Annotated in this window: 25 protein-coding genes; 2 read left to right on the top strand and 23 right to left on the bottom strand. The window is 39.0% G+C overall.

Features of this window, described 5'->3' with window-relative positions; translation table 11 throughout:
- Positions 1-28: 28 nt before the first annotated feature.
- The 20 genes from ftsA to AAGS61_RS00475 all read right to left on the bottom strand — a co-directional run bounded on the left by ftsA (position 29) and on the right by AAGS61_RS00475 (position 19,385).
- Positions 29-1,315: a cell division protein FtsA gene (gene ftsA, locus AAGS61_RS00570; protein WP_391366335.1), complete on the bottom strand. Its 1,287-nt coding sequence runs from the start codon at positions 1,313-1,315 to the stop codon at positions 29-31.
- 89 nt (positions 1,316-1,404) lie between these two features.
- On the bottom strand, positions 1,405-1,782 hold the full coding sequence (locus AAGS61_RS00565) for a small basic family protein (RefSeq protein WP_391366334.1): 378 nt from the start codon (positions 1,780-1,782) through the stop codon (positions 1,405-1,407).
- Between the two features lie 3 nt (positions 1,783-1,785).
- Positions 1,786-2,502, bottom strand: coding sequence for a DUF881 domain-containing protein (locus tag AAGS61_RS00560; protein WP_391366333.1), 717 nt, complete (start codon positions 2,500-2,502; stop codon positions 1,786-1,788).
- 10 nt (positions 2,503-2,512) lie between these two features.
- Entirely contained in the window at positions 2,513-3,241 is a 729-nt protein-coding gene (locus AAGS61_RS00555) for a DUF881 domain-containing protein (protein ID WP_391366332.1), read from the bottom strand.
- Positions 3,219-4,043 carry a cell division protein FtsQ/DivIB gene (locus tag AAGS61_RS00550; protein WP_391366331.1) on the bottom strand — a complete coding sequence of 275 codons (825 nt, stop codon included), beginning with the start codon at positions 4,041-4,043 and terminating at the stop codon, positions 3,219-3,221. Before AAGS61_RS00550 ends, AAGS61_RS00555 begins: the two co-directional genes overlap by 23 nt.
- The gene (locus tag AAGS61_RS00545; RefSeq protein WP_391366330.1) at positions 4,031-5,116 is read right to left on the bottom strand and encodes an FtsW/RodA/SpoVE family cell cycle protein; all 1,086 of its coding nucleotides are present in this window, start codon (positions 5,114-5,116) and stop codon (positions 4,031-4,033) included. The genes AAGS61_RS00550 and AAGS61_RS00545 overlap by 13 nt, the downstream gene beginning before the upstream one ends.
- A gap of 41 nt (positions 5,117-5,157) precedes the next feature.
- A complete protein-coding gene (gene murD, locus AAGS61_RS00540; protein ID WP_391366329.1) occupies positions 5,158-6,510 on the bottom strand; it encodes a UDP-N-acetylmuramoyl-L-alanine--D-glutamate ligase in 1,353 nt (450 codons plus the stop codon).
- Positions 6,510-7,481: a phospho-N-acetylmuramoyl-pentapeptide-transferase gene (gene mraY / locus AAGS61_RS00535; protein ID WP_391366328.1), complete on the bottom strand. Its 972-nt coding sequence runs from the start codon at positions 7,479-7,481 to the stop codon at positions 6,510-6,512. Before mraY ends, murD begins: the two co-directional genes overlap by 1 nt.
- Positions 7,482-7,561: 80 nt before the next feature.
- A complete protein-coding gene (locus AAGS61_RS00530; protein WP_391366327.1) occupies positions 7,562-9,481 on the bottom strand; it encodes a penicillin-binding transpeptidase domain-containing protein in 1,920 nt (639 codons plus the stop codon).
- Between the two features lie 90 nt (positions 9,482-9,571).
- Positions 9,572-11,737, bottom strand: coding sequence for a penicillin-binding transpeptidase domain-containing protein (locus tag AAGS61_RS00525; protein WP_391366326.1), 2,166 nt, complete (start codon positions 11,735-11,737; stop codon positions 9,572-9,574).
- Between the two features lie 38 nt (positions 11,738-11,775).
- Complete coding sequence (gene ftsL, locus AAGS61_RS00520; protein ID WP_391366325.1) at positions 11,776-12,156, bottom strand: cell division protein FtsL; 381 nt, start codon at positions 12,154-12,156, stop codon at positions 11,776-11,778.
- The gene (gene rsmH / locus AAGS61_RS00515) at positions 12,157-13,107 is read right to left on the bottom strand and encodes a 16S rRNA (cytosine(1402)-N(4))-methyltransferase RsmH (protein ID WP_391366324.1); all 951 of its coding nucleotides are present in this window, start codon (positions 13,105-13,107) and stop codon (positions 12,157-12,159) included.
- A gap of 24 nt (positions 13,108-13,131) precedes the next feature.
- The gene (gene mraZ, locus AAGS61_RS00510) at positions 13,132-13,563 is read right to left on the bottom strand and encodes a division/cell wall cluster transcriptional repressor MraZ (RefSeq protein WP_391366323.1); all 432 of its coding nucleotides are present in this window, start codon (positions 13,561-13,563) and stop codon (positions 13,132-13,134) included.
- Between the two features lie 178 nt (positions 13,564-13,741).
- Positions 13,742-15,358 (bottom strand): bacillithiol biosynthesis cysteine-adding enzyme BshC, encoded by a 1,617-nt coding sequence (bshC, locus tag AAGS61_RS00505; protein WP_391366322.1) that lies wholly within the window; start codon positions 15,356-15,358, stop codon positions 13,742-13,744.
- A gap of 141 nt (positions 15,359-15,499) precedes the next feature.
- On the bottom strand, positions 15,500-15,895 hold the full coding sequence (locus tag AAGS61_RS00500) for a DUF3397 domain-containing protein (protein WP_391366321.1): 396 nt from the start codon (positions 15,893-15,895) through the stop codon (positions 15,500-15,502).
- Positions 15,892-16,794: a ketopantoate reductase family protein gene (locus AAGS61_RS00495; protein WP_391366320.1), complete on the bottom strand. Its 903-nt coding sequence runs from the start codon at positions 16,792-16,794 to the stop codon at positions 15,892-15,894. Before AAGS61_RS00495 ends, AAGS61_RS00500 begins: the two co-directional genes overlap by 4 nt.
- A gap of 321 nt (positions 16,795-17,115) precedes the next feature.
- The gene (locus AAGS61_RS00490) at positions 17,116-17,505 is read right to left on the bottom strand and encodes a transcriptional regulator (RefSeq protein WP_391366319.1); all 390 of its coding nucleotides are present in this window, start codon (positions 17,503-17,505) and stop codon (positions 17,116-17,118) included.
- 101 nt (positions 17,506-17,606) lie between these two features.
- Positions 17,607-18,374 (bottom strand): enoyl-CoA hydratase/isomerase family protein, encoded by a 768-nt coding sequence (locus AAGS61_RS00485; protein ID WP_391366318.1) that lies wholly within the window; start codon positions 18,372-18,374, stop codon positions 17,607-17,609.
- Between the two features lie 279 nt (positions 18,375-18,653).
- A complete protein-coding gene (rpmF, locus tag AAGS61_RS00480; protein WP_391366317.1) occupies positions 18,654-18,827 on the bottom strand; it encodes a 50S ribosomal protein L32 in 174 nt (57 codons plus the stop codon).
- A 24-nt stretch (positions 18,828-18,851) separates the two neighbouring features.
- Positions 18,852-19,385: a YceD family protein gene (locus tag AAGS61_RS00475; protein WP_391366316.1), complete on the bottom strand. Its 534-nt coding sequence runs from the start codon at positions 19,383-19,385 to the stop codon at positions 18,852-18,854.
- Between the two features lie 177 nt (positions 19,386-19,562).
- Here AAGS61_RS00475 and AAGS61_RS00470 point away from each other — a divergent pair, with 177 nt between their 5' ends.
- Positions 19,563-20,762, top strand: coding sequence for a nucleotidyltransferase (locus AAGS61_RS00470; RefSeq protein WP_391366315.1), 1,200 nt, complete (start codon positions 19,563-19,565; stop codon positions 20,760-20,762).
- On the opposite strand, the gene AAGS61_RS00465 is transcribed toward AAGS61_RS00470, so the two are convergent.
- Positions 20,759-21,823: a SepM family pheromone-processing serine protease gene (locus tag AAGS61_RS00465; protein ID WP_391366314.1), complete on the bottom strand. Its 1,065-nt coding sequence runs from the start codon at positions 21,821-21,823 to the stop codon at positions 20,759-20,761. The genes AAGS61_RS00470 and AAGS61_RS00465 overlap by 4 nt on opposite strands.
- A gap of 214 nt (positions 21,824-22,037) precedes the next feature.
- Between AAGS61_RS00465 and AAGS61_RS00460 the strand changes: the two genes are divergently transcribed.
- Entirely contained in the window at positions 22,038-22,790 is a 753-nt protein-coding gene (locus AAGS61_RS00460) for a hypothetical protein (protein WP_391366313.1), read from the top strand.
- A gap of 30 nt (positions 22,791-22,820) precedes the next feature.
- Here AAGS61_RS00460 and coaD read toward each other — a convergent pair whose 3' ends face one another.
- Both coaD and rsmD read right to left on the bottom strand, forming a co-directional pair.
- A complete protein-coding gene (gene coaD / locus AAGS61_RS00455) occupies positions 22,821-23,309 on the bottom strand; it encodes a pantetheine-phosphate adenylyltransferase (RefSeq protein ID WP_391366312.1) in 489 nt (162 codons plus the stop codon).
- The gene (gene rsmD, locus AAGS61_RS00450; RefSeq protein WP_391366311.1) at positions 23,302-23,877 is read right to left on the bottom strand and encodes a 16S rRNA (guanine(966)-N(2))-methyltransferase RsmD; all 576 of its coding nucleotides are present in this window, start codon (positions 23,875-23,877) and stop codon (positions 23,302-23,304) included. Before rsmD ends, coaD begins: the two co-directional genes overlap by 8 nt.
- Between the last annotated feature and the right edge of the window lie 7 nt (positions 23,878-23,884).

Here is a 23,884-nt window from a genome sequence, read left to right as displayed (position 1 = left end):
TGTCTCCTCCTGCTCTATATCTTTATCGTCACTCGAAAAAGTTGTTAAAGAATTTTTTTGCTTTGTCAATAATAGTCGTTGTGGACTTGTGATTGACTTTTTTCTCAGTTGCATTAGATTGTTTTTTAGGAGGAGGTGATTGAGTGGGTCCAGAAACAGGTTGTATTTCTGAGCTCCTACCGTAAAATTCATCATCTGAATGCGCATAACGAATTAATCCTACCGCTGTTGTGAAACCAGGGTCACGCACACCAATATAATCTGGTGTATGTATACGCACACGAAGTTGCATCACTTGGCGAGCAACTTGCCCTACACCTTCTAGTTGCGCTACACCTCCTGTTAATACAACCCCACCTGGTAAATCACGAACACCGAGTCGAGATAGCTCATCTAATACATACTCCAAAATTTCTTCAACACGAGCTCCGATAATTTCTGCAATGTAACGTTGACTATATTGCTCTGTCGCACTTGTCCCATCTACTTGAACTTCAAATAATTGTTCATCTGATGCATCGTCAAAAAACGCATGACCATACTGTTTTTTGATGTTCTCTGCTTGTTCGGTTGATGTTTCCAGTACAATGGATAAATCCTTTGTAATCTGGTCGCCACCCATCCCTACTACTCCGGTATGTGTTAATAATCCATCTTCAAACACAGCGATTGTTGTTGAACCACCACCTAAATCGATATAGGCAGTCCCTTGATTTTTTTCATCTTCTGTTAAAGCATAATAACCTGCCGCTAATGGTTGTAAATAAATTTCTCGCACTTTTAGACCAGCACGCTCTACACATCGCAGTACATTATGGAGCAATGTTTTCGATGTCATAATCATCGTAGCATCTACCTCTAAGCGTGTCCCAATCATACCGCGTGGGTCTTTAATTTCAGATAATAGGTCGACTGTAAACCGTTTTGGAATTAAATTAACGATTTCTTTTTCTGGTGGTGTTACCATACTTTGCGCTGATTCCAGTACACGTGCCAAATCATCATCTGAGATTTCACGACCGTCTCCGTTTACAGCGACTACACCTTTGACTGATTGTAATACCGTCTGATTTGCTGGTACACCGAGTACGACTTCTTCAATCGTTAAACCAGTCATTCTTTCTGCTTGTTCAACTGCTTTTTTTATTGATTGCACTGTTGCATCTATATCTACAATTGCACCCCTACGAATGCCGTTTGATTTTATTTGTCCGACGCCAATTACGTGTAATTGTCTATCACTCATTTCACCTATTAATACTTTAATAGAAGATGAACCAATATCTAGCGAAATATATATATCTTGATGATTCAACTCGCTGCACCTCCTTAAAATACTTCTACTTTTAATTCTATTGTAAAATCTGATTAATGTCTAAGTAAATCACTACTTGTAATCAAATTTTAACGTGATTTTGATGAATTTTCACGCTTTTTTATTCTATATTCTTCCCATTTTGTAATTAAAATCCTACGGATGACTGCGATATTTTGAAACAGCCGTACGCCAAAGGCAAAAATCGCTGCTAAATACAAGTCTACTCCTATATGCACCCCTAAAAAGGCGAGCCCTGCCGCAAGCGCAATATTGAAGAAAAAACCTGAAATAAATACCTTATCATCGTATACTTGCTGCAACTGTGCACGAATGCCACCAAACATTGTATCAAGCGCTGCAAGTACCGCAATGGATAAATAATTTTCATACACAGCAGGAATTTGAATATCGGTTAAGACGCCAAGTGCAATCCCTAAAATTAATCCTAGTAGTGGTAACCACATATTCTAATCCCCTTTATGTTCTGTTAAATAGGTGTTACGAATATCCATATCTGTTGCACGAACTGTCAGTGTAGTCTCTGGTTGCTCTACAGTTAGCATCATATTATCAATGAAAAATTCATCCATAAATGAAGATGCCATTAAGTGGTTATACAATTTTGCAGCTTCTTCTTCCGTTTCTGTAATGACAATCATCTCAACGTTCGTTTTGCCAATAGGTACGCTACCGACCGTTGTTTTTCCGTTAATATCACGAATAGCGGAAGAATGAATAACCCGTTGTCCATTTAATTCGATATAGTGTCCTTTATAACGATAAATATCATTCACAAGACGAATTAACAATGATGGTGAGATTTCATTTATTTCATAACCAAATGCTATTAATTCAGGTGAAGGGGTAATGCTAATCGTTATTCCTGGACCTGTTACTTCTTTAAGGCCTGCCGCTTCTTGTAAATCTTCTACGGTCTGCGCTAAAATGGCCTCGGGATCACCTAGCTCTTTATCCTCATATTTACGAACGATATCCTGAGCTTGTCTAATGTTAGTCAACAACTCTGAATGCAACTTCTTTTCATCTGATAAATCTTGACGAATTTCCCAAACATCTGTCGTTTCTTTTTTTTCAGGGCTTTGAACCGTATTGTATTGAACTGCAAGCATCAATCCGATAATGAAAGAAATAAGCGTAATATGAATATACATTTTCCTCGTCATCCAATACCTCCTAAGAATTCCCTTTTGTAATAGAAGGCATCAAGACTTGTTCTTTCTTTTCCACCGTTACGACGATATGATCGCTTAACAACTGGTCTACTACCCCACCTTCAATTTCAAGCGCCGCAGTCAATGTTTCTCGATTCCCGACTGCTTCCACAACAAACGGCGCTGGATACTGACTTCCATCAATCGTAATAACAGGTCCATTACAACTGATATACGAATTGGTTTTTAAACGGTGTCCATTAATCGCAATCGCTTCTGCACCAGAGATTTTCAACTCGTTAATGACAGAAAATATATGGCTTTCGTGTACAATATAATCATTCGGATTCGTCATGCCTGTATAGGCGTTATCACGTAATGTAATCGCGATTCCTTCACCAACCGCAGGCAGTTCACCTAATAGAATACGTAATCGTTCAGCCTCTTCTACTAACGATTCGTATTGCCCTTCATTTGTTGCAAATTCTTTTTCATAGTTTCGGATTGTTTGAAGTAGTATATTTAATTCTTCTGCAAGCTCTTTATTGCGCTCTTGCTGTGCGATGAGTTCTTCTCGATATGTGTCACCTTGTTGCACATAAAGACTAGAAATCGAACTTGTTTGGCGATCATCTTTTGATAAATTATAGGAGTACCCTATGATAAAGCCCGTAATAATACAGACGACTAAAATCACAAAATATTTTCGATTCCAAAGTACATTCCTTTTATTGTGAGGATTGTTCTTCATCTTCCATCACATCCTGTTCTCCTACATCTTCTTCGAAGTTAATGGCTGTGTATTCTTCTGTATACGGTCGATAGTATGACCCTACTTCGATATCAATAATCCCCTTTTCAAATTGTTCTTCATTTTCAATTTGTGCAATAATAGAAGGATAATAATTTAACTTACTTGCAAGTGATGTAATATCTGCTCGCACTTCATAACCATCATTCATAAATAATGTAATGGCGTAAGGATCTGAAGCAGAAGCAGTCGCATTAATTTGCGAAATGAGTGCGAGCACTTCCGGTTTTAGCTTAGCTAATTCTTTTAATAGTCGCTTACGCAAATCCTCATCATTAAACGCCAAGAAAATGGGGGCATCAATCGGCAATAATTCATTTGCTTCTTCATATAAAACACCATTTTCAAGCATTGGATAAAATGTATTATCTTTCGCTAAATAGGCTACTTTTTTCCATTCCTTAATTTCAATGACGACAGTTGTTAACCATTTCCGTTGTACACTTACTTTTTTCACCCAATCAAGCGCTTCCATTTTAGCTTCGATTTCCTTAGCATCAATCCCCCACATGGAGTCTCCTACTTTTATTTCAGACAATTCCTCATAATATGTACGATCTACTAGTGTATGTCCTGAAATATCAATTGTTTTCACTTCGCTATATGGCGATTGAAAATACAAAAGCAGGAGCAAAAGGAAGAGGAAAATAGTCGTTAATACTATAAATTTAAAGTTCGTTCTTTTTCGCCGCTTTTGCCGAAATGTTGGTATGCGATCTTCCAAGTCAATTACTTTTTCCATGATGCTCCTCTCTCTCCTTCTGTCGTAGCTCCAAATAAGTAGATAATTCCAACTGTAAGCCATAAAATCATTAATGATGTACCACCATAACTAATAAAAGGCAGTGTGACCCCTGTAACAGGTAGCAGTCCAATGACTACCCCTATATTTAAGGACGCCTGTACAGCGATCATTGAAACAAGTGCACTAATGATATAAAAATGGCGTACGTAGATGGCATGAGTAGCTAATTTATACCCACTATATAAAAAGCACGCAAAAATACATACAATACAAAGTCCACCTATGAAACCCGTTTCTTCTAGCAAAATGGAAAAAATGAAATCGTTTTGCGGCTCTGGTAAGTATAAGTATTTTTGTCTACTTTTTAAAAAACCATGTCCGAATAATCCAGCAGGTCCAATAGCCAGTAACGATTGAACTGCCTGAAATCCCTTCCCTAAAGGATCTTGCCACGGATCTAAAAAGGATTGAATGCGGGCAAGTCGGTATGGTGCAGACAAAATTAACGCAACAAGTCCTGTTATGCCTAGCATAATGCACAGTGCATAAAACTTGATTGGATAATTTGCAATAAAAAATAGGATAAATGCAGCTACAATTAAAATAAAGGCTGACCCAAAATCCGGTTGCATCATAATTAGCGCAATCGGTAATAGCAAAACGATAAAATGTTTTAGCTTAATAATGTGTTCGCCACGTTTCCACTTCGCAAGAACGATACTTAAATATACGAGTGTTGTAATTTTGACAAATTCAGCTGGCTGGAATGTCAATGGTCCAATCCCTAACCAGCTTCGTGAGCCATTTCGCCATACACCAATCCCTGGAATCAGTACAGCGATTAATAAAACAATGGAGAGTACATATAGCAGAAACCACCATTTTTCATCCAGTAGCCACTTGCTACGACTCACGATCGTAAAACAAACAAGGGCTAATGCAAAATACATCATCTGCTTGACGTAAAACGGCAAATCATCTGCATAATGTACTTCACTCCAATAGGCACTCGCTGAATAAATAAAGACTATACCAATTAACGTCAGTAACAGCGCACTTCCTACAAACAAACGTCTATATAAAATCAGCGAAAAAATCCTTTCCTACCGTATTAAGTTAACTTCATCACACAATCGATAAATACATCTCCGCGAATCTCAAAGCTATCATATTGATCCCAACTCGCACATGCAGGTGATAATAAAATAACGTCCCCTTCTGCTGAAAGGTTGGCTGCGTAGACAACGGCATCCTCTACATTTGTTGCTGCAACTGTTGCTTTCACACCGCAAGATTTCGCGAATTCGATAAAGCGTAAGCCCGTTTCACCAAATGCTACAACCGCCTTTACATTCCCCATTGATTCTCGTAACTCTTCAAATGAGTGACCGCGATCTAATCCACCTGCAAGCAGTATAGTCGGTTTGTTAAATGCGTCTAATGCACTCTTTGTTGCGAGGCAGTTTGTTGCTTTCGAATCGTTGTAAATTTTACGCCCCTTCCAATCACGTACAAATTGAGAGCGATGACGAACACCAGCGAATGTTGCCAGTACGTCTTTAATTGCTTCTATCTCACAACCATGTAGCAAGCAAGCAGCTACCGCACATAAAATATTTTCTAAATTATGCTTTCCAGGCAACGCAATTTCATCACGGTTTAAAATCGGATTCCCGTTCCAATAAATGACTTGCTCATCGGCACTAATTCCTTCTTCCGCACGCCCATTTGTTGTAAATGGTATTTTCTGTGCGTTTGATTTCGCCGCATATTGGCGCACCACTTCTTGGTCATTATTGAAGATAAAGAAATCTTCCGCCGTTTGATTACGCGTTACACCAAACTTTGCATGCGCATATTCTTCAAACGTACCGTGATAATCCAGATGCGCATCATACAAATTCGTTAAAATCGCAATATGCGGCTTGAATGTACGTGTCCCCATTAGTTGGAATGACGAAAGCTCTGTGACGATGACATTATCTGATGTTGCCTCCTTCGCTACACCACAGGCAACCGTTCCAATATTCCCTGCGATTAACGGATGAAGCTTCCCTTTTTCAAGCATCTCAAAGATTAATGTCGTCGTTGTCGTTTTTCCATTCGTACCTGTAATCCCAATAAACGGTGCTTCACTTACTAAATATGCGAGCTCCATCTCTGTAATTACTGGTAACTCACGACAAATCGCATCGGCAATAATCGGGTTACTATATGGAATACCCGGATTTTTGACAACGAGTTCAAACCCTTCATCTAGTAAATCCTCTGGGTGACGCCCACAAATAACCGTAATCCCTTTTGTTAAAAGTCCTTGTGCTTCAGGGTTTGCATCAAATGGTTTGGCATCATTTACTGTTACAAATGCGCCTAACTCATGTAAAAGCTCCGCTGCTGCAACGCCACTTTTCGCTAAACCAAGTACTAATACTTTTTTATGTTGTAATGCTGTATATTCCTTCATCATAACGCCTCCGATAAGACTGCAATTAATGCCATAATAAGCCCTGTTGACCAAAATACGATTACAACTTTCCATTCAGACCAGCCTGATAATTCAAAATGGTGATGAATAGGACTCATTTTAAAAATTCGCTTTTTACGAAGTTTAAAACTTCCTACCTGCAATATCACGGAAAGTGTTTCGATGACAAACACTAATCCAATTAGCAGCAATAACAACTCTTGGTTTACTAATACCGAAATCATGGCTAATGCGCCACCTAATGCAAGGGAGCCTGTATCGCCCATAAACACTTTTGCTGGGTTCGCATTAAAAACTAAAAACCCGAGTAATGCACCTGTTACGGCAAATGAAAATAACGCAATATCCGTTTGCTCGTTAAATAACGCAATGACACCAAATGCTGCAAAAGCAATGGATGCTGTTCCTGCCACGAGCCCGTCTAGCCCATCGGTTAAGTTAACTGCATTTGAGAAACCAACAAGCCAGAAGATTAAGAAGGCAATATACAATGATCCGAGTTCAAACTGCAACTCCGTAAATGGAATTACAATGGCTGTATCCAATGTACCTAAACGTAATAACAAGAATGCTGCAATCGCAATGGCAATTTGCCCGATTAATTTTTGTAATGACGTGAGTCCTAAATTCCGCTTAAAAATCACTTTAATTCCGTCATCTAAAAATCCTATTAGCCCAAACCCTACAAAAACAAGCAGTAAAACAACTGTGTGTGTCGTAAGTACATTAAATAAAAGCCCACAAGCAATCGTCGTTGTAATGATGGAAAGTAGAAAAATGATGCCCCCCATCGTTGGCGTTCCCGCTTTTTTCATATGCGATTGTGGACCTTCTTCCCGAATGCTTTGACCAAACTTTAGGCGCCGTAGCATCGGAATACCAATCGGCGCTAAAATAACGGTCAAAATAAAAGATGTAGCTAAAATGGTCGCCGTTGTTGCCAAATTCATAAGAAATCTCCTTTAAATATCCTATTAAATGTGTAAACATCCTTCACTATAATAGTTGTTTTACCGCTATTTTGAAAGGACTAATTCGATAAATATAAGTGAATAATCCCGTCTTGTTTAACTAGTTCACCTGCTTTTGGTAATTGTTCAGTGACTTCGTTTCCTTCACCATGCCATTCAATCTTGTAAACATATTGCTGTTCAATTATTTCTTCCATTGTTTGCCCAGTAAAATCAGGCACACGCTCCGTTAGCTCATCACCCCAGACATATTTTTTAGGCAATTGATTTTCTGCATCCGCACTTTCAATTTGCAAAATCGATGCGGCTTCTTCAATGATTTGCCCTACGATTGGTGCTGCAATCACGCTACCGAATTGCAAATGCGATTTTGGTGAATCAACGGCTACATAGACTAAAATTTCTGGGTTGTCTGCTGGCGCAAATCCAATAAACGATACAATATAATCCCCGTCTTTATAACGACCATTTTCAACCTTTTGTGCCGTACCTGTTTTGCCTCCAACACGTAAGCCATCCCGATATGCCTGTCTACCTGAGCCATTTGCGACAACAGATTCAAGCGCTTCACGTACAATTTTCGACGTCTCCTCACTCACTACTTTCCCTTTAGCAGTCGGCTTGTTTTCCAGCAATACATCTCCGCTTGAATCTAGTATTCTCGAGACAATATACGGCGTATACAATGTCCCACCATTAATGGCAGCGGCTACTGCTTGTACTTGCTGAATTGGCGTGACCGAAACACCTTGACCAAATGATGTGGTTGCACTTTCAACAGGACCAAATCCCTCTTTTGAAAACAAAATCCCGCTTGCTTCTCCAGCAATGTTAGATCCTGTTTGTTTACCAAAACCAAATTTATGAATATAATCCAGTAACTTATCTGATCCAATTCGCTGTCCCATTTCAATAAATCCTGGATTACATGAATTTTCTACTACTTCTAAAAATGTTTGATGACCATGTCCTTCTCGTTTCCAACAACGCAGACGTGTATCTTCTACTATTGTAAAACCTCGGTCATAAAAGGTATCCTTTTTTAGGTCCACAACCTTTTCCTCGACCGCAGCACTTAGTGTAATGATTTTAAATGTGGAACCAGGCTCATATGTCATAAATACTGGTAAGTTGCGATTATAAATGGACTTATCTACTTCTTGATAAGCAGTCGGATCATACGTCGGATATGAAGCAATCCCTAAAATTTCCCCTGTATTCGGATTCATCGCTAAGGCAAGCGCTTGATCTGCATTATATTGCTCCATTGCTTGCGATAATTCGCGTTCCATAACTTGCTGCAATGCTACATCAACAGTTAATTCAACGGTTGCGCCGCCGTCTCCTTGCCTCCATTCATCTTGCGTTTGGGGCATGGCATTTCCTTTGGCATCTGTAAATAGTCGAATAGCAGAAGGGTCTCCAGTTAATACACGATTGTACTGATATTCAATGCCGGCTAGTCCTTGCGCATCATACCCCGTAAAACCGAGTAGCCTTGCTAATAGCGTCCCGTACGGATAATGCCTGACATAATCTACACCACTATAAAGCCCATCAATTTGCATTTTTTGAATTTCCTCAGCTTGTTCCGTTGTAATATTTTTTCCTTCAGGTGCAAGCTTCGTTAAATAAGCCCTTTTGGATAGTTTTTCAAGCAATGCCTTTTCATCTGTATTTAGAACTCCTGCCAGTTGCTTAGCAACCAGCTCGATGTCTGGATTTTGGGCATTCATAAAATACAGTGTCGGTGCAAGCTTATTTGTCACAATTACTTCTCCATTACGATCTGTAATCTCACCGCGTTCTTCCTGGAATGGAATCTCCCTATCCCAGTTCGCTTTAGCCAGTTCTGTCAGTTCCTCATGTTGTATAATTTGTACATAAAAAAGCCTCGCTATTACTGCAAACCCATACAACAACAAACAAATAATAATGATTTTTAAACGCCCTCTCGTTTGTTTAAAAATCCATTTCATTCCACAACACGCTCCGTTTTTAATAACAACCTATGTTATAAACGAAGCGTGTATTCAAACTATGCTGTCATTAATCACTTCAACATAGTACTAATCTTGTGGTAACGGCTCTTCCTCTACGGGTAATTCTTGAACCGTATAACTTTCTTTCGGTGTTCGTAGTTTTACGACAATCGGCGAAGAATCTACGATAATCGTATTAGCAGAAGCACTTTGATTATAGACATAGCCTTCACCAACGATTTCAATTGGTACATTCGACATCGTTTTATAGACGAGCATATTACGTAGTGACCAACCCGTAAAGGATGGTAATGTGACCGCACCTTCTGTTTTTAAGAAGACAATGCTACCTTTTAACAACGGTGTATCCGCCTTCGGGTACTGGTCAATAACTGTCCCACCTTCACCAATAATAATCGGTGTTAAACCGTCATTACTTAACTGGAGTTGGAGTGTCTCTGCATTTTGCTCTATCGCGTTTGGCACTGCTACCATTTGTGCTTCGACTGTATTATCAGGGTTAATATTTAAATATTTTAAGCTATTTTCCATCACAGAGTTAAATATTTGTGAAACAGGCTCCGCGCCCGATATAGAGTTACTCATCTGCGGACGTTTCACCGCTACATACATAATGAGTTGTGGATCATCAGCTGGTACCATCCCTAAAAACGAATAAATATATTGATGGTTCCCCCAGTAGTATCCTGTACCCTGTTCTTTTGGAATTTGGGCCGTTCCCGTCTTTCCCGCTACTTCATAGCCTTCAATGGCATAGCGCTTTGCTGTACCATCTTCTGATGTAACTGTTGAGGCTAAAACTTCCCGCACCTGCTTTGCTGTCTCCGCGGAAATCGGTTCCCCTTTTACTACAGGTTCTTGATTATATGTGACTTCACCTGTATTCGAATCAACAATTTTATCTACGACATACGGCTGCATCATTTTTCCGTCATTCGCAATTGCTGTCATCGCTTGAATCAATTGAATCGGTGTTACAGTTGAACCTTGCCCGTATGTTGTTGTCACGCGGTCAATCGGGTTTTTCGTTAAAATGGTACCTGTCGCTTCGTTTGGCAAGTTAATGCCTGTCTTCTGCCCAAATCCAAAGCGATTGACATATTCTAAATACGTCTCACTACCCATAATGTTCAACATATGGGCCATCGCTGTATTAGAAGAGTGTTGGAAGCCTTTTAAATACGTTATGTTGCCCCATCCTACACTATTATGGTCACGAATTGTTCGGTCATAAAGTGTATACGATCCAGATTGAAATGTTGCATTTGGATGCCAATTACCGGAATCTACGGCTGCTGCTAGCGTAAATATTTTCATCGTCGACCCGGGCTCTAATACTTCTTCTACCACATCATTTAACCAGTTTGTGTCAAGCCCTATACGTGTATCTGGATCAAATGTTGGCCGCTCCGTCATCGCTAATATTTCACCTGTTTTCGGATTAGCTACTACTGCTACCATGGATTCAGGATTATATTGTTCGTCCACCCGATTCATCGCGTCTTCCACAAAGTTTTGAATTGTCTTATCCAGTGTCAAATAAACATCACTACCATCTTTTGCTGGTTGGATTGTCTTTTCACTATTGGCTAGTAAATAGCCAAAAACATCACTATCATACACAATTTTACCGTCTTCACCGGTCAATTCTTCGTTATACGTTTTCTCAAGACCCATTCGACCGACCGTTTTAAAAGTACCATCTTTTTGCTCATCTTTTGCTGCGTAACCAATTAAATGGGCTGCAAAGGAACCATTGGGGTAATACCGTTTTTTTTCACTCACAAAAATAATACCAGGCAAACGATGCTCTTCAATCGCCTCTTTGACGTCATGGCTAATGTTTCGTCCAGCTGAACCAAATTCCACTTGATACGGTGGTGGATCACCATCTTTCGTTAATTGTGCATATATTTTCTCTTCATCCCAACCAATATATTGTTTTAAAATCCGTGCTGTTTCACGGGCATCCACTACATGACGCGGGTTTTCTGGATCAGTTGTAGCAGATTCACGCACGACAGCAATTAAACGATAACTAAGCGTATCTTCCGCAATGACATTATCATTGCGATCTAAAATCCGTCCACGTTCTGCCGTTAATATGGTTTCACGTGCATATTTATTTGCTGCCTCGGCTTGTAAATTATGTCCCAGCACTTCGCCCGTTGATTGAATATAAAAGAAACGACAAAACAATAGGAAAAAGAGCCCTCCGTATATACAAAACATTAGAAAGGCTCCTAATTGAAAGCGAAACTTAAGCTTTTTCATTCCCCTGACACAACCTTTACATTTTTCCCATTCAATGTTAAGCCGAGCTCTTTCGCTTTTTCCCAAATGCGTTCATGAGTTGATTGTTCACTTACTTGTACTTTTAACTCTACATTTTGCTTTGTGACTTGTTGAATTTCTGCTTCAAGCTTTTGTATGTCTATCGTCGTTGTTTGAATTTGTCCCTGCTTATGCAAAATGGATACGGCGAACAATGCCACCACAATAACAAAAGTTATGTATAGCACTTTTTCTTTCCCTGTAATCAATGACGGTTTATCAGCTTTTTTCTGCTTTTGAGGCGACGATTGCTGCTGTGGCTGTTCCGGCATTGACGGTTGTTGAATATAAGTTTGTTGTCTAACTCGAACTGCCATTTAGTCACGTCCTTTATCGTTTATTTTTTCAGCAATTCTTAACTTCGCTGAGCGTGAACGATTATTTGCTATTAACTCCTCTTCTGATGGTAAAATCGGCTTTCGCGTTATTAATTTCAATGTTGGTTTCATATGATCTGGAATAATCGGTAAACCTGGTGGAAGCTCTGGTAATGAAGACGCTTCCTTAAAAATCGTTTTACATAAACGATCTTCTAAAGAGTGGAATGTAATGACACTAATGCGTCCTCCCACTTTTAATAATTCAATTGCGTCGATTAGCGACTCTTCCGCTACCCCTAACTCATCATTTACCGCAATACGAATCGCTTGGAAAATACGCTTTGCAGGATGCCCGCCTTTTCTCCGTGCTGCTGCTGGAATGCCTTCTTTTATGAGCTCCACTAATTGCCCTGTCGTTTCGATTGGCGCTTTCTTTCGTGCCTCTTCGATTTTACGCGCTACTTGCTTAGAAAACTTCTCCTCTCCATAACGGAAGAAGATGCGAACCAAATCCTCATATGCCCATTCATTCACAACATGAGCTGCCGTTAACTCCGCAGTTTGATCCATACGCATATCAAGTGGCGCATCATGATGATAACTAAACCCTCGTTCTGGTGTGTCAAGTTGTGGTGATGATACACCAAGATCATATAAAACGCCGTCTATTTTATGAATATTCAGCTTATACAATTCATCCTTCAAATAGCGGAAATTTGAATGTACAAAAGTTACACGATCCAAGTAGTCAGCTAAGCGCATTTGTGCATTTTCAATCGCCGTCGTATCTTGATCAAAACAAATAAGGCGACCTTGTGGTGATAACTGTTTTACTAAATACTCACTATGCCCTGCACCACCTAGTGTACAATCAACATAGATACCATCGGGATTGATGTTCAACCCATCAACAGTTTCCTTTAATAACACGGTTGTATGATCGAACATAAAAACTTACTCCTTTGGGCTTCATTAAAAATCAAAGCCTACCATATTTTCTGCAATTTCATTAAAGGATTCCTCAGATTCCTCAAAGTATTGTTCCCAAGCCTCTTTAGCCCAAATTTCAATGCGCGTCGCCACTCCAATAATGACACATTCCTTTGTAATATTCGCATGTGAAAGAAGTGTTGTCGGGATATTAATACGACCTTGCTTGTCTATTTCTACTTCAGTTGCTCCTGAAAAGAAGAAACGTGTAAAGGCACGTGTATCTTTTTTTGTCATCGGAAGTCCTTTTAATTTTTCTTCGAGCTTTCGCCATTCATCCATAGGGTAGCCAAAAAGACAGTTATCAAGTCCGCGCGTAATGACAAAAGTGTCAACTAACAGCTCACGAAATTTCGCGGGAACAATTAAACGTCCTTTCATATCAACCGAATGTTGATATTCTCCCATGAACATACTACTCACCCCTACTTTAGTTAATAATGTACCACATCCCCCCACTTTCTACCACTAAATTCCCGTCTTTCCCTCGCCATTACAGGGATTCGGGAGTTTAGACCTTATTTCCTTTTACCCAAAATACTAAAATGGTCATAAAAAAAAGTTACCTCATTTTCGAGATAACTGTTTTTTATTAACATATTACTACATAATGTTCAGGCCCTATATTGAGTGGTAATTTCATTAAATCTTCTACAAATGTCGGACCATACTGATTCATTAGCTGATAAGGATTAAATATTCGCTCTTGCAAGCTATCATGCGGAAAAATTTCAGCATTCATGATATTGAATTGGCGAATCGCTACACTATGCTTCTGCAATGTTTGCTCTGAGATTTTATTTTTTAAATAAGCAAATTGTTTAATATGATACGCCTTATTCTTTTCAATTGTTTGATCAAGATGTAATTCATTATTAGCTAACTGAGTATATACTAACTTATATTGCTCAAGCAGCGCCTCTTGCATCTCTTCCACTTGCGCAATGACTTGCTCATCTTGCACACTGGCAATAAATCGCTCTTTTGCTTGAGTCGCTTTCCCCGCTACAACATCTTCAAACGTTAGTTGATGTAAATCGAGTAGCGGTTGAACTTTACGTGTCACAACTGAAATGTTCAAGCGCGGTGCAAAAATAGGCATTTCAAGATTTAATGTGCTAAATGCTCGTCCTAAAGTTGCCCAATAAGCCAATTCACCAGGACCACCCACAAACGCCAAAACAGGGAATACCATCTCTTGCATTAACGGTCTTGTCACGACATTATTGCTTAACTTTTCTGGGGAATGTTTCGCTATGTGCACCAGCTCTTCTTTTGTCAATTTTAGCTGTGCTAAAGCATTGACAAAATACCCATCTTTTCTTTCTAGTAAAAAACGCTCACCGTCTTTTATATAAAATAAATTCGCATTTTGACTAGTTGCCTCAATTGGCTTCCCATAGCCCGCCGCTTGCAGTGCTTGCTCTTGCGCTACTACAACTTGCGCAATTTCTTCATTATGTTCAATTAAGCGCGCAAAATAATCACTTTCTAATTCACGCAACGGCTCATATGCTGCATCAATCATTAACAGCCCATATGCTGCAAATAAACGATTCATTAATGTCGTAAAGAAATCTGTAAATGTTTGGCTACAACGACTCGCTTCCAATACTTCATGAAGTAGCGCCTCTGTATATGCTGTTTCACCATAATCTTCAAAAACAGTTTTAATCAACTGCTCCATTGCCTCATGATCGATTGTCGTTGTTGATGCCATCGTTTTTTTATTGGAACGTTTACTGTATCCACGCTTTTTAAGCGCTCCCTCTACAGCGGTAAATGTATGATTAATCTCTTCTAAATCATGGTCTTCTCCAGCAATCCAAAAAACCGGTACAACTGGTAGCTTCAATGCTTGTCGTTGTTCATGTGCTAACAAAATAACCGTTATCGCTTTATAAACTGAGTATAAAGGCCCTGTGAATACACCTGCCTGTTGCCCACCAACAATAGCAAGCGCTCCTTCTTCCAGCTCCTGCAAATGTTTTTCTGCTTGTTTTGATACACCAAAGGGTTCCATATAAGAACGAATTACTTGTACTAAAGCCTCTCGCTTATAGGACTGTTTATGTATCGTATTTACACGTTTCGCAAACGAATCTTTTTCAAATGGATACGCAAAAAATGAATGAATGTCAGCTTCCTGATTCCAATAATCCGCTAACACTTCATTGTTCACTGGTAATGAAATTTGCTCCAGCTTCATGAAATAAACGCCTCTACTTTCTAACTCAACTATGCATGATTTGCATCGTCTAACGGTTCAGTTTACTATGCTAAGTATATTTTTACTATATATATATGTATTATTGTATATGTTTTACCTGCTCGCGAAAACATTTTTGCCTTATGGTGCCGCTAGATATTCCATAATATTTACTGAGAGGCCAATGACCCAAGCCCCTAAATACATCGCACTTAATAGTATAAAATAAACACGCCATATCTTTTTCAATAAGATGGGCACGTCAATTTCTTTTTTTGTTCGCCAATCGATATATGTAAAGCTAATCGCTATAAGCAATGCAACAATAACGATTGACAAAAACAAAGATTTCTCCCAAATGCTATAAAAAGCGAGCGGAACAGAGAAAAACAAAATAAACGTTGTGACATCTGCAGCAAATCCGACCGCATATATTTTTTTTATACGCATCTTCCTACAAATGATAAATGTTAGTATTAACGCTACAAGCGGGCAAATGAGAATAATGCCACCTACCGCTTCAATAAATATTTTCACATTTTATCACCACACTCCACCTGTTCTAACGCCTTAATCGTTTGATACAACGTATATAACGTTGGAATCCGTTGTTGATTTCGTGCTGCTTTCGCTAAAATTGCCCCTACAATCGTATCGACCTCTGTTTTGCGCCCCGCTAGTCTATCAGCTAGCATTGAAGAAGTATTCATAGCGGTTTTTTCACACAATCCTTTTACACGATCAAACGGAAATTGCGACCGAACGCTTGGAAATGCCGCCATCAATTCCTCATATAGTATTTCAAGCAATGAATAGGCATGCGCATTTGTGAGTAATTCCCCATTTTTTACTTTTAATATAGCGGTTAACGGATTGATAAAGCAATTGAGGAGCGCTTTTTCTAATAACATTTTTTCCGCATCCATTTCATGTTGAATAGGTAACAATGCCCCTTGTAGCTCATCGATATAAGCAAATTTTTCAACTGCTCCACGCGCTACCGCTACCTTTAAAACACCTATCCCTTTATGTATCACCATATAATCATTTTCTCGTTGCGCACCAAATTGAGCGCTACCAAATGCGATATGTAAATGCGGTAAGTGTAACGCTTCTTCGAAATGTGCTAAACCATTTTGAAGAAATAACAAAGGAACTGTTGTCGGCAATTGCATAAGGAGTGGATAAACCTGAGCAAGTGCATTATATTTCGTGGCAATAATAACAAGCTCTGGAGTCTCCGCGATTTGTGTCGTGGCTCCTACCGAAAACTTTTTCTCTTCACCCGCTCTACCTTTTCGAACTAACCCATATGTACATAATGCTTCACACTGTCCACTACGCTGAGAGACGATTTCCACATTTATGTCTTTTTCCGAAAAAAAACTTGCCATCAGCAAGCCAACCGCACCGCCGCCGATAATTTGAACTGTCACCTGCTCCCCCACCTTAAACTGATTAGTTTCATACTTAATATCATACTATAGTAAGTTAAATAACAGTATTGTACAATTTTTCCGACCATACATGTTCTTTTTTCTCTTATTAACAGGAAATAGTTTATCTGTACCGAAAGCGAAGGGATCCCCACCTCAAGGCTTAAGAAAATCAAGAAATGGAGGTGGGATGCCCATTAACGAGAAATAAAAGTAGCGCTCACATCTGTTGAAATCGCTACTTTTTTCACTTATAAAACAGACCTTTTCATCATTATAAGGGATAATTCCTTAACTTTCGAGATATGTGATTGCTGTTCATTATTGTCCAACTTCTTTATTTAAAAAACTAGTCCCTTGATGTAACCATTTTAACATTTTATCATACTCAGCCTGTAATTCACGATATTTTAAATCAAGCGTATTATACGCTTCTGTTAGTTCTTCAAAATTTGTTAGCGCTAGTTTCAAGTGGCTACGCATCATTTGTTTAGGACGTTTACGTACATTATCTAAAACATGTCCATATTGCAACCTAAGCGTCTTATTCCATCTGAAACCACAAGCCTGCTTTGTACGCCCGAGCACTTCTGCAGCACGCGAAAACGCTTCTAATTGTGTCTTGCCATTTTGGACATAACCAATCACAATTTCTGCTAGTTTTTCATCATCCACTGCTGTCCATTGATCTTTACGTCTTTTTTCTCCCAACTTGTTCACCTCGCATTTTTTACTACTATATGCATCGAGTAAAAAATTAGAATAAAAAAATGAATTGCCTCCTTCTTTTTAGAGACAATCCATCTAGTGCATTATTTTTTCGATTTTGTTAGGAAGCTATTAACCGCCTCGTGATGCGCTTCACTCTCCCATAACTTTGCACATGTACGCACTTCCTCCATAATACGACCGTACATATTGCGTTCACGCCATTTACGAAGCTCAATTTCTTTATACGCTTGATGGACAGATGGATGAATTTTACTCATATGTTCGATAAAATCAGCCAGCGCCTCTTCCTTCGTTCCTTCAAAGTAAACACGCATTGCCCAGCCGATTTCATACAATGTTTGCGCATCATATGGTTTAGCATCTACTAACATTTTTAATGCACGGTCATGGCGTAATCCACGTTCAAATAAATACGTACCGCCACCCCAACCAGAGGTAATCGCCAAAGTCCCTTGAATAAATCCAGCTTTCGCATGAGAAGCCATTAAACGGAAGTCACAAGCCGTGGCAATTTCACAACCACCGCCAACCGCTGTACCATTAATTAACGCTACTGTTGGCACTGGCAATGTCGCTAATTCATATAAAATATTTGCCATTTTACTTAACATACCAAATGCTTGCTCTTCTGTTTCTAATTCGTGAAATACAGATAAATCCCCACCGGAACAAAACGATTTATCGCCAGCACCTGTTATCACTAAAAAACGTACATCATTATGTTCTTTTACATATGTAATGACCTCTTTTAAGCCCTCCATCACTTCATCATTAACCGCATTCCGCTTTTCTTCACGATTGATGGTAAATATTAAAATTCCATCGTTTTTTTCAATTAAATACGCCACTTCTGTCATCCCCTTTACAATCTTTGCGCTAGTAAACGTTCTTTAATGGTAGCCTAATTTATACAGATTTGACAACACAACTATGCGAATATTCGCTAAATTTGTTATAAAAAAAGAAAGCTCTGCGATATTTTATTAAAATACAGGACTTCTCTCGCCCTCCATTTACATCCCCAATCGTTACGCCAATATGTACTAAAATTATAATATAACCAAAAGAAAAAAGTGATATAAGAGCCATGGCCTCTTATATCACCTTTATATAGCGTAAATACTGAATTATTTCGCTACTACTTCTTTACCTTTGTATTGTCCGCATGCTTTACAAACGCGGTGAGCTAATTTAGCTTCACCACAGCTTGGGCAAGCTACCATGCCAGGTACAGATAATTTGAAATGCGTACGACGCTTTCTTTTTGCAGTTTTAGAAGTTCTTCTAAATGGTACAGCCATTATTGGCACCTCCTTACAGATTATCTATTCATCTGTTTGATCAAAATACTTAGCTAAAGCAGCCAGTCTTGGATCCAATTTTGGTTCGTCAGATTCACGTTTAATCGCTTCATCTTCGTCTGTTGAATATGACCAGTTTTTCCCGCCTTGCACTTGTCCTTCGGTATCCTCTTTGAATACTTGCATCGGAATCTCTAAAAGTATTAGCTCTTCTAGCACTGGCTTTATGTCAATGACTTCACCATCGATATAATGGATATCACCATCAACATCCCCACGCTTCTCTTCGTCAATCCAACTGAAAACTTCAGTTGTCTCAACGTTGATAGGATATTCAACGTCTTCCCACGTGCGAGCACATGGAAGTGTTAATGTCGCTTCAAGCGTAAATTGACAAGTCATTTGCGATGCACCAAAAGTACAAAGCCCTTTTACATGAACGGGTGAAATGCGGCGAATGTCCTTGTTGCGATCCTTCACTTCATCCAATTGTACTTCAGCATCAATCGGCATCCCATTTTGGCGATACTTCGATAATTGATGAATTGACCACTTCATTCGTTAATCACCTCGAGACAACACTGTAGATTATATAGCTTACAAAAATAGATGTCAAGATAATTTCTTGTCACCAGTTTAAATCGCCCGTATAATCAGTATAAATAGATGCTTTAAAATTATTCGCACTCATTGCATCATTACATAAAGTTTTATTCTACTAGGAGGTGGGCTAATTTGCAAGCGGTTGGACTTGTTGTTGAATATAATCCATTCCATAACGGCCATTTTCACCATGTACAAGAAGCGAAACGAATAACTGGTGCAGAAGTCGCTATCGCAGTAATGAGCGGGCAATTTTTGCAACGCGGTGAACCAGCTCTGGTGGATAAATGGACACGTACAAACATGGCTCTAGCAAACGGTGTAGACGTAGTAATTGAATTGCCCTATGTATATAGTACAGCTCTAGCTCATGATTTTGCAAAAGGGGCCATTACACTGCTGGATGCAATTGGTTGCTCAACATTTGCTTTCGGTAGCGAACAAGGGAGCATCACGCCATTTTTAAACACCGTTGAATTGATTGAATCGAACCGTGCTCAGTATAATACATTCATTCAACAAGCAGTCAAAACAGGCATGAGCTACCCGCAAGCGCTTCATTATGCTTACGAATCATTAAAGTTAACTTACCCTAACCATTATATTGATTTAGCACAACCTAATAATATTTTAGGGTTTCATTATATTGAAGCAGCAAACGCATTAAAAAGTAAGATGCAAGCTGTGACCATTCAGCGGATTGAAGCAGGTTATTATGATGATATCGATTACCAAAAGCATATCGCTAGCGCCACAGGCATTCGAAAAGCTTTATCTGATGGACAAGACGTGTCTCACTTTTTACCAAAAAACTCTTACACGTTGCTACGCGATTGGCAAGCTAAACATGAAAAATTCATGTCTTGGGAAGTACTGTGGCCACTTTTAAAGTATGCCATCCTAAGGCATACACCTGAACAATTAACCGCCTATGCGGACGTACAGGAAGGGATTGAGAACGCTCTTATTAAGCACGCAAAGACGAGCAATACTTACATTGAATTTATGATGAAACTAAAATCTAAGCGTTATACATGGACGCGCCTACAACGGATGCTTACACATATTTATACAGGGGTTACAAAAGAACAATTACACGCTTTTAACACACCAACTTATATCCGTTTACTCGGCATGACGGAAAACGGCCAACGTTATTTATCGACGTATAAAAAACAAATACAATTACCGCTTATTAGCCGTGTCGCTGCTGTAAAAGATGCCATGCTGACACTCGATATTCAAGCAACAGCTATGTATGCGATTGGCATGCAGTTATTTAGCCCACAAAAAATAGACGAGGATATTAAAACCCCGCCTATTCGTGTTTAGTTCTTTGGTTCTAGTTGTTCTAAATACTGCAATGCCTCTTCAATCGTTTTCACCGGTACGATTTTCATTGTCGTACCGATGTCTTTTGCCGTTTTAACAGCAGCCTCATAGTTTGACAAATAGTTTGGATTTCTACTTAACATTTCCTCTGTCACTTGATCATCTGGCGCAAAGAAAATCTCCATTCCCGCCTTATGTGCAGCAACAACTTTTTTCTCTACACCACCAATGCGACCAACGATACCACTTTCTAACATTTCACCTGTACCAGCGATTTTGTAACCTTTTGTCAAGTCTTCATCAAGCAGTTGATTTAATATACCTAGGGTAAACATCAATCCTGCTGATGGACCACCAATGCTCTCTGTATCAATATTGACATTTGGACTCGTTTTTATGGATTTACTTTCTGTAAAAATAATCCCTAAGCCCACTCTGCCTTCACTACCTGGAATTTCTTTCAATGCGAGGACTTTTGTTAATAATTCGTTATTCCGATTAATAACAAGCTCTATTTCATCGTGCCCTTCATCGCGTTGTTCTTCAATGCGCCTTACAAGCATATCTTGACTTTCAATCGTTTCTCCGTTGATTTCTACAATTTCATCACCTGGCTTTAATATACCGTCTGCCGCCCCACCTGTAATGATATTTAGCACATACACACCTTGAAAGGTTACTTCATACTCTAAACCAGCGCGTGAAAAAGCAACATACAATGCATTAAACTGCGAATCGGCCATTAATTTTAACTGGCGTATATTATATTCTTCTTCATCTTCTTCATTTTGACGCACTTGATTCATCGGTAATAGCTCATAATAATCTTTCAACTTTGCATATACATACATTAGTGGCGTCGCTTTTGACATCGATACCGTCATTAAGCTAAAGGTCCCTTCATCATCTTCGTCACCATCTTGAACCATTACGTATTCGGAAACATCATATGCATGACCAGGCTTCATAACGTATACATCTAAAGGATAGAGTAGCAGGACGCCCACCAAAATAATACAAATAAAGGTTACAATTAATGCGGAAATTTTACTATTCTTCAATGTTTGAGCACCTCCTACTTCTTACATACGATAAACAATCATCATAATGCATATATTAGTGTAGCACTTCATACTTTAGATGACAAAATATCGAAAAGAGTGGATTTCTATAATTTTAATTTTCCAATTAATTTGCAGCACTCTTTTATTAGTGTTACTCCTGCTTTTTCCTGGCGTTGCCCATCAAGGAGCAGATTTTGGAATAGCGCTTTTTATGGATGCATTATTTCCCTATTTACTAACCTACTTAATATTGACAAGCTGGCTGTTAAAATTAACTGCACCGCTGCCGCTAAATGGCCCCTTCTATTATTTAAAAATATACATATTAAGTGCACTTGGCGGGTTTCCAACAGGTGCCTCAATCATCGCTCAATTAAAAGAACGAAACGAAATTACAGAAAGGCAGGCTGCATTACTTTTAGGTATTTGCCATTGTCCAAGCCCATTGTTTGTCATTGGTTTTGTAGGACAAGATTTGCTAGGAAATACTCAGTTTAGCTGGCAATATTTAATACTACTTCATACATTTTCACTCATTTTACTATTCTTTTTGCCAGCACATAAAAATAGTGTACATTCTACCACTGTTCCTAAAAATGCGTTTACATCCAGCATTAAAGAAAGTGTGCCTACTGTGCTTGTTGTCGGTTCAACGATTATTTTCTTTGCTACAATTTATACCGTCCTTTATGCGATTGTAGATGATATTTTCGCACCAAAACAATTATTGTTACTTGCAGCTACGCTCGAAATGACGAATGGGCTTCATGCTGCTCACACATTATTAACAGGGAATGTGCTACTACTCGCTATCACTGTATTCTTAACAACACAAAGCTTAAGTATTCATATGCAAGTAGCTGTCATCGCAAAAGCAGCTGCTATTCCACTCTCTACTTATGCATGGATTCGCGTACTTTATTCCATAGCAATCCCAGTTCTATATGCAATAATTTTCATTTAAAAAGGCTACCCCCTTAGGGTAGCCTTTTTATCATTTCGTATTAAATTTCTCTTTTAAAGCCCGTTCAACAATGGACGGCACGAGCTCACTCACTTTGCCCCCATACTTTGCCACTTCTTTTACTATACTGGAGCTTAAAAATGAATATTGGTTTTTCGTCATAATGAAAAACGTCTCAATATGCTCATCTAGTACGCGGTTCATCGATGTAATTTGCATCTCATACTCAAAGTCAGAAACAGCACGTAAACCACGTACGATTGCCTGTGCTTTTTTTTGCTGAGCATAATCAATTAATAACCCCGAAGAACATTCAATTCGAATATTTGGCAAATATTTGGTTACTTCGGCAATTAGTGCGATTCGCTCATCCACAGTAAACAATGGATTCTTCGATGAGTTATTGAGTACCGCCACATATACGACATCAAATACATCTGCAGCACGTTTAATAATATCTAAGTGTCCATTTGTAATTGGATCAAAACTTCCTGGTACTACTGCAACTTTCTCAGACAATTGCTTCTCCCTCTTCCTCTTGTCTACGATAAATCGATACAATCGTTCCACCGTAAGTTTCTTGTCTCATACACGTAAATGCGCCATAATTTGCTGGGAGCTGTATTTCTGTCGAGTGCTCACAAACAATCGTCGCATATTCCGTTAATTTATCCCCTTGTATAAGTGTTTCTACTAAATCATAATATTCTTTTTTATGATAGGGAGGATCGACAAATAAATAATCAATTTGAATATCACGCTTCAACAGTGCTTTTACAGCACGAACAGCATCTGTCCGAAATGCTTCTACATAATCTTCATAACGACATTTTTTAATATTCTCTTGTAATGTACCAAAAGCCTTCCCATCTTTTTCAACGAAGATTGCTCTATCTGCCCCACGGCTTAACGCTTCAATCCCTAAGCCGCCACTTCCTGCAAATAAATCAAGTGCAATCCCACCGTCGAAAAATGGCCCAATCATATTGAAAATAGATTCTTTCACTTTATCTGTTGTCGGTCTTGTTGTCGTACCAGTAATTGCCTTTAGAGGCATACCTTTGCGCTCGCCTGCTACAACGCGCATACTTCTT

The organism is Lysinibacillus sp. KU-BSD001, assembly GCF_042920265.1.
Classification (GTDB): Bacteria; Bacillota; Bacilli; order Bacillales_A; family Planococcaceae; genus Lysinibacillus_B.
This window is presented reverse-complemented; position numbering and strand designations above follow the sequence as displayed.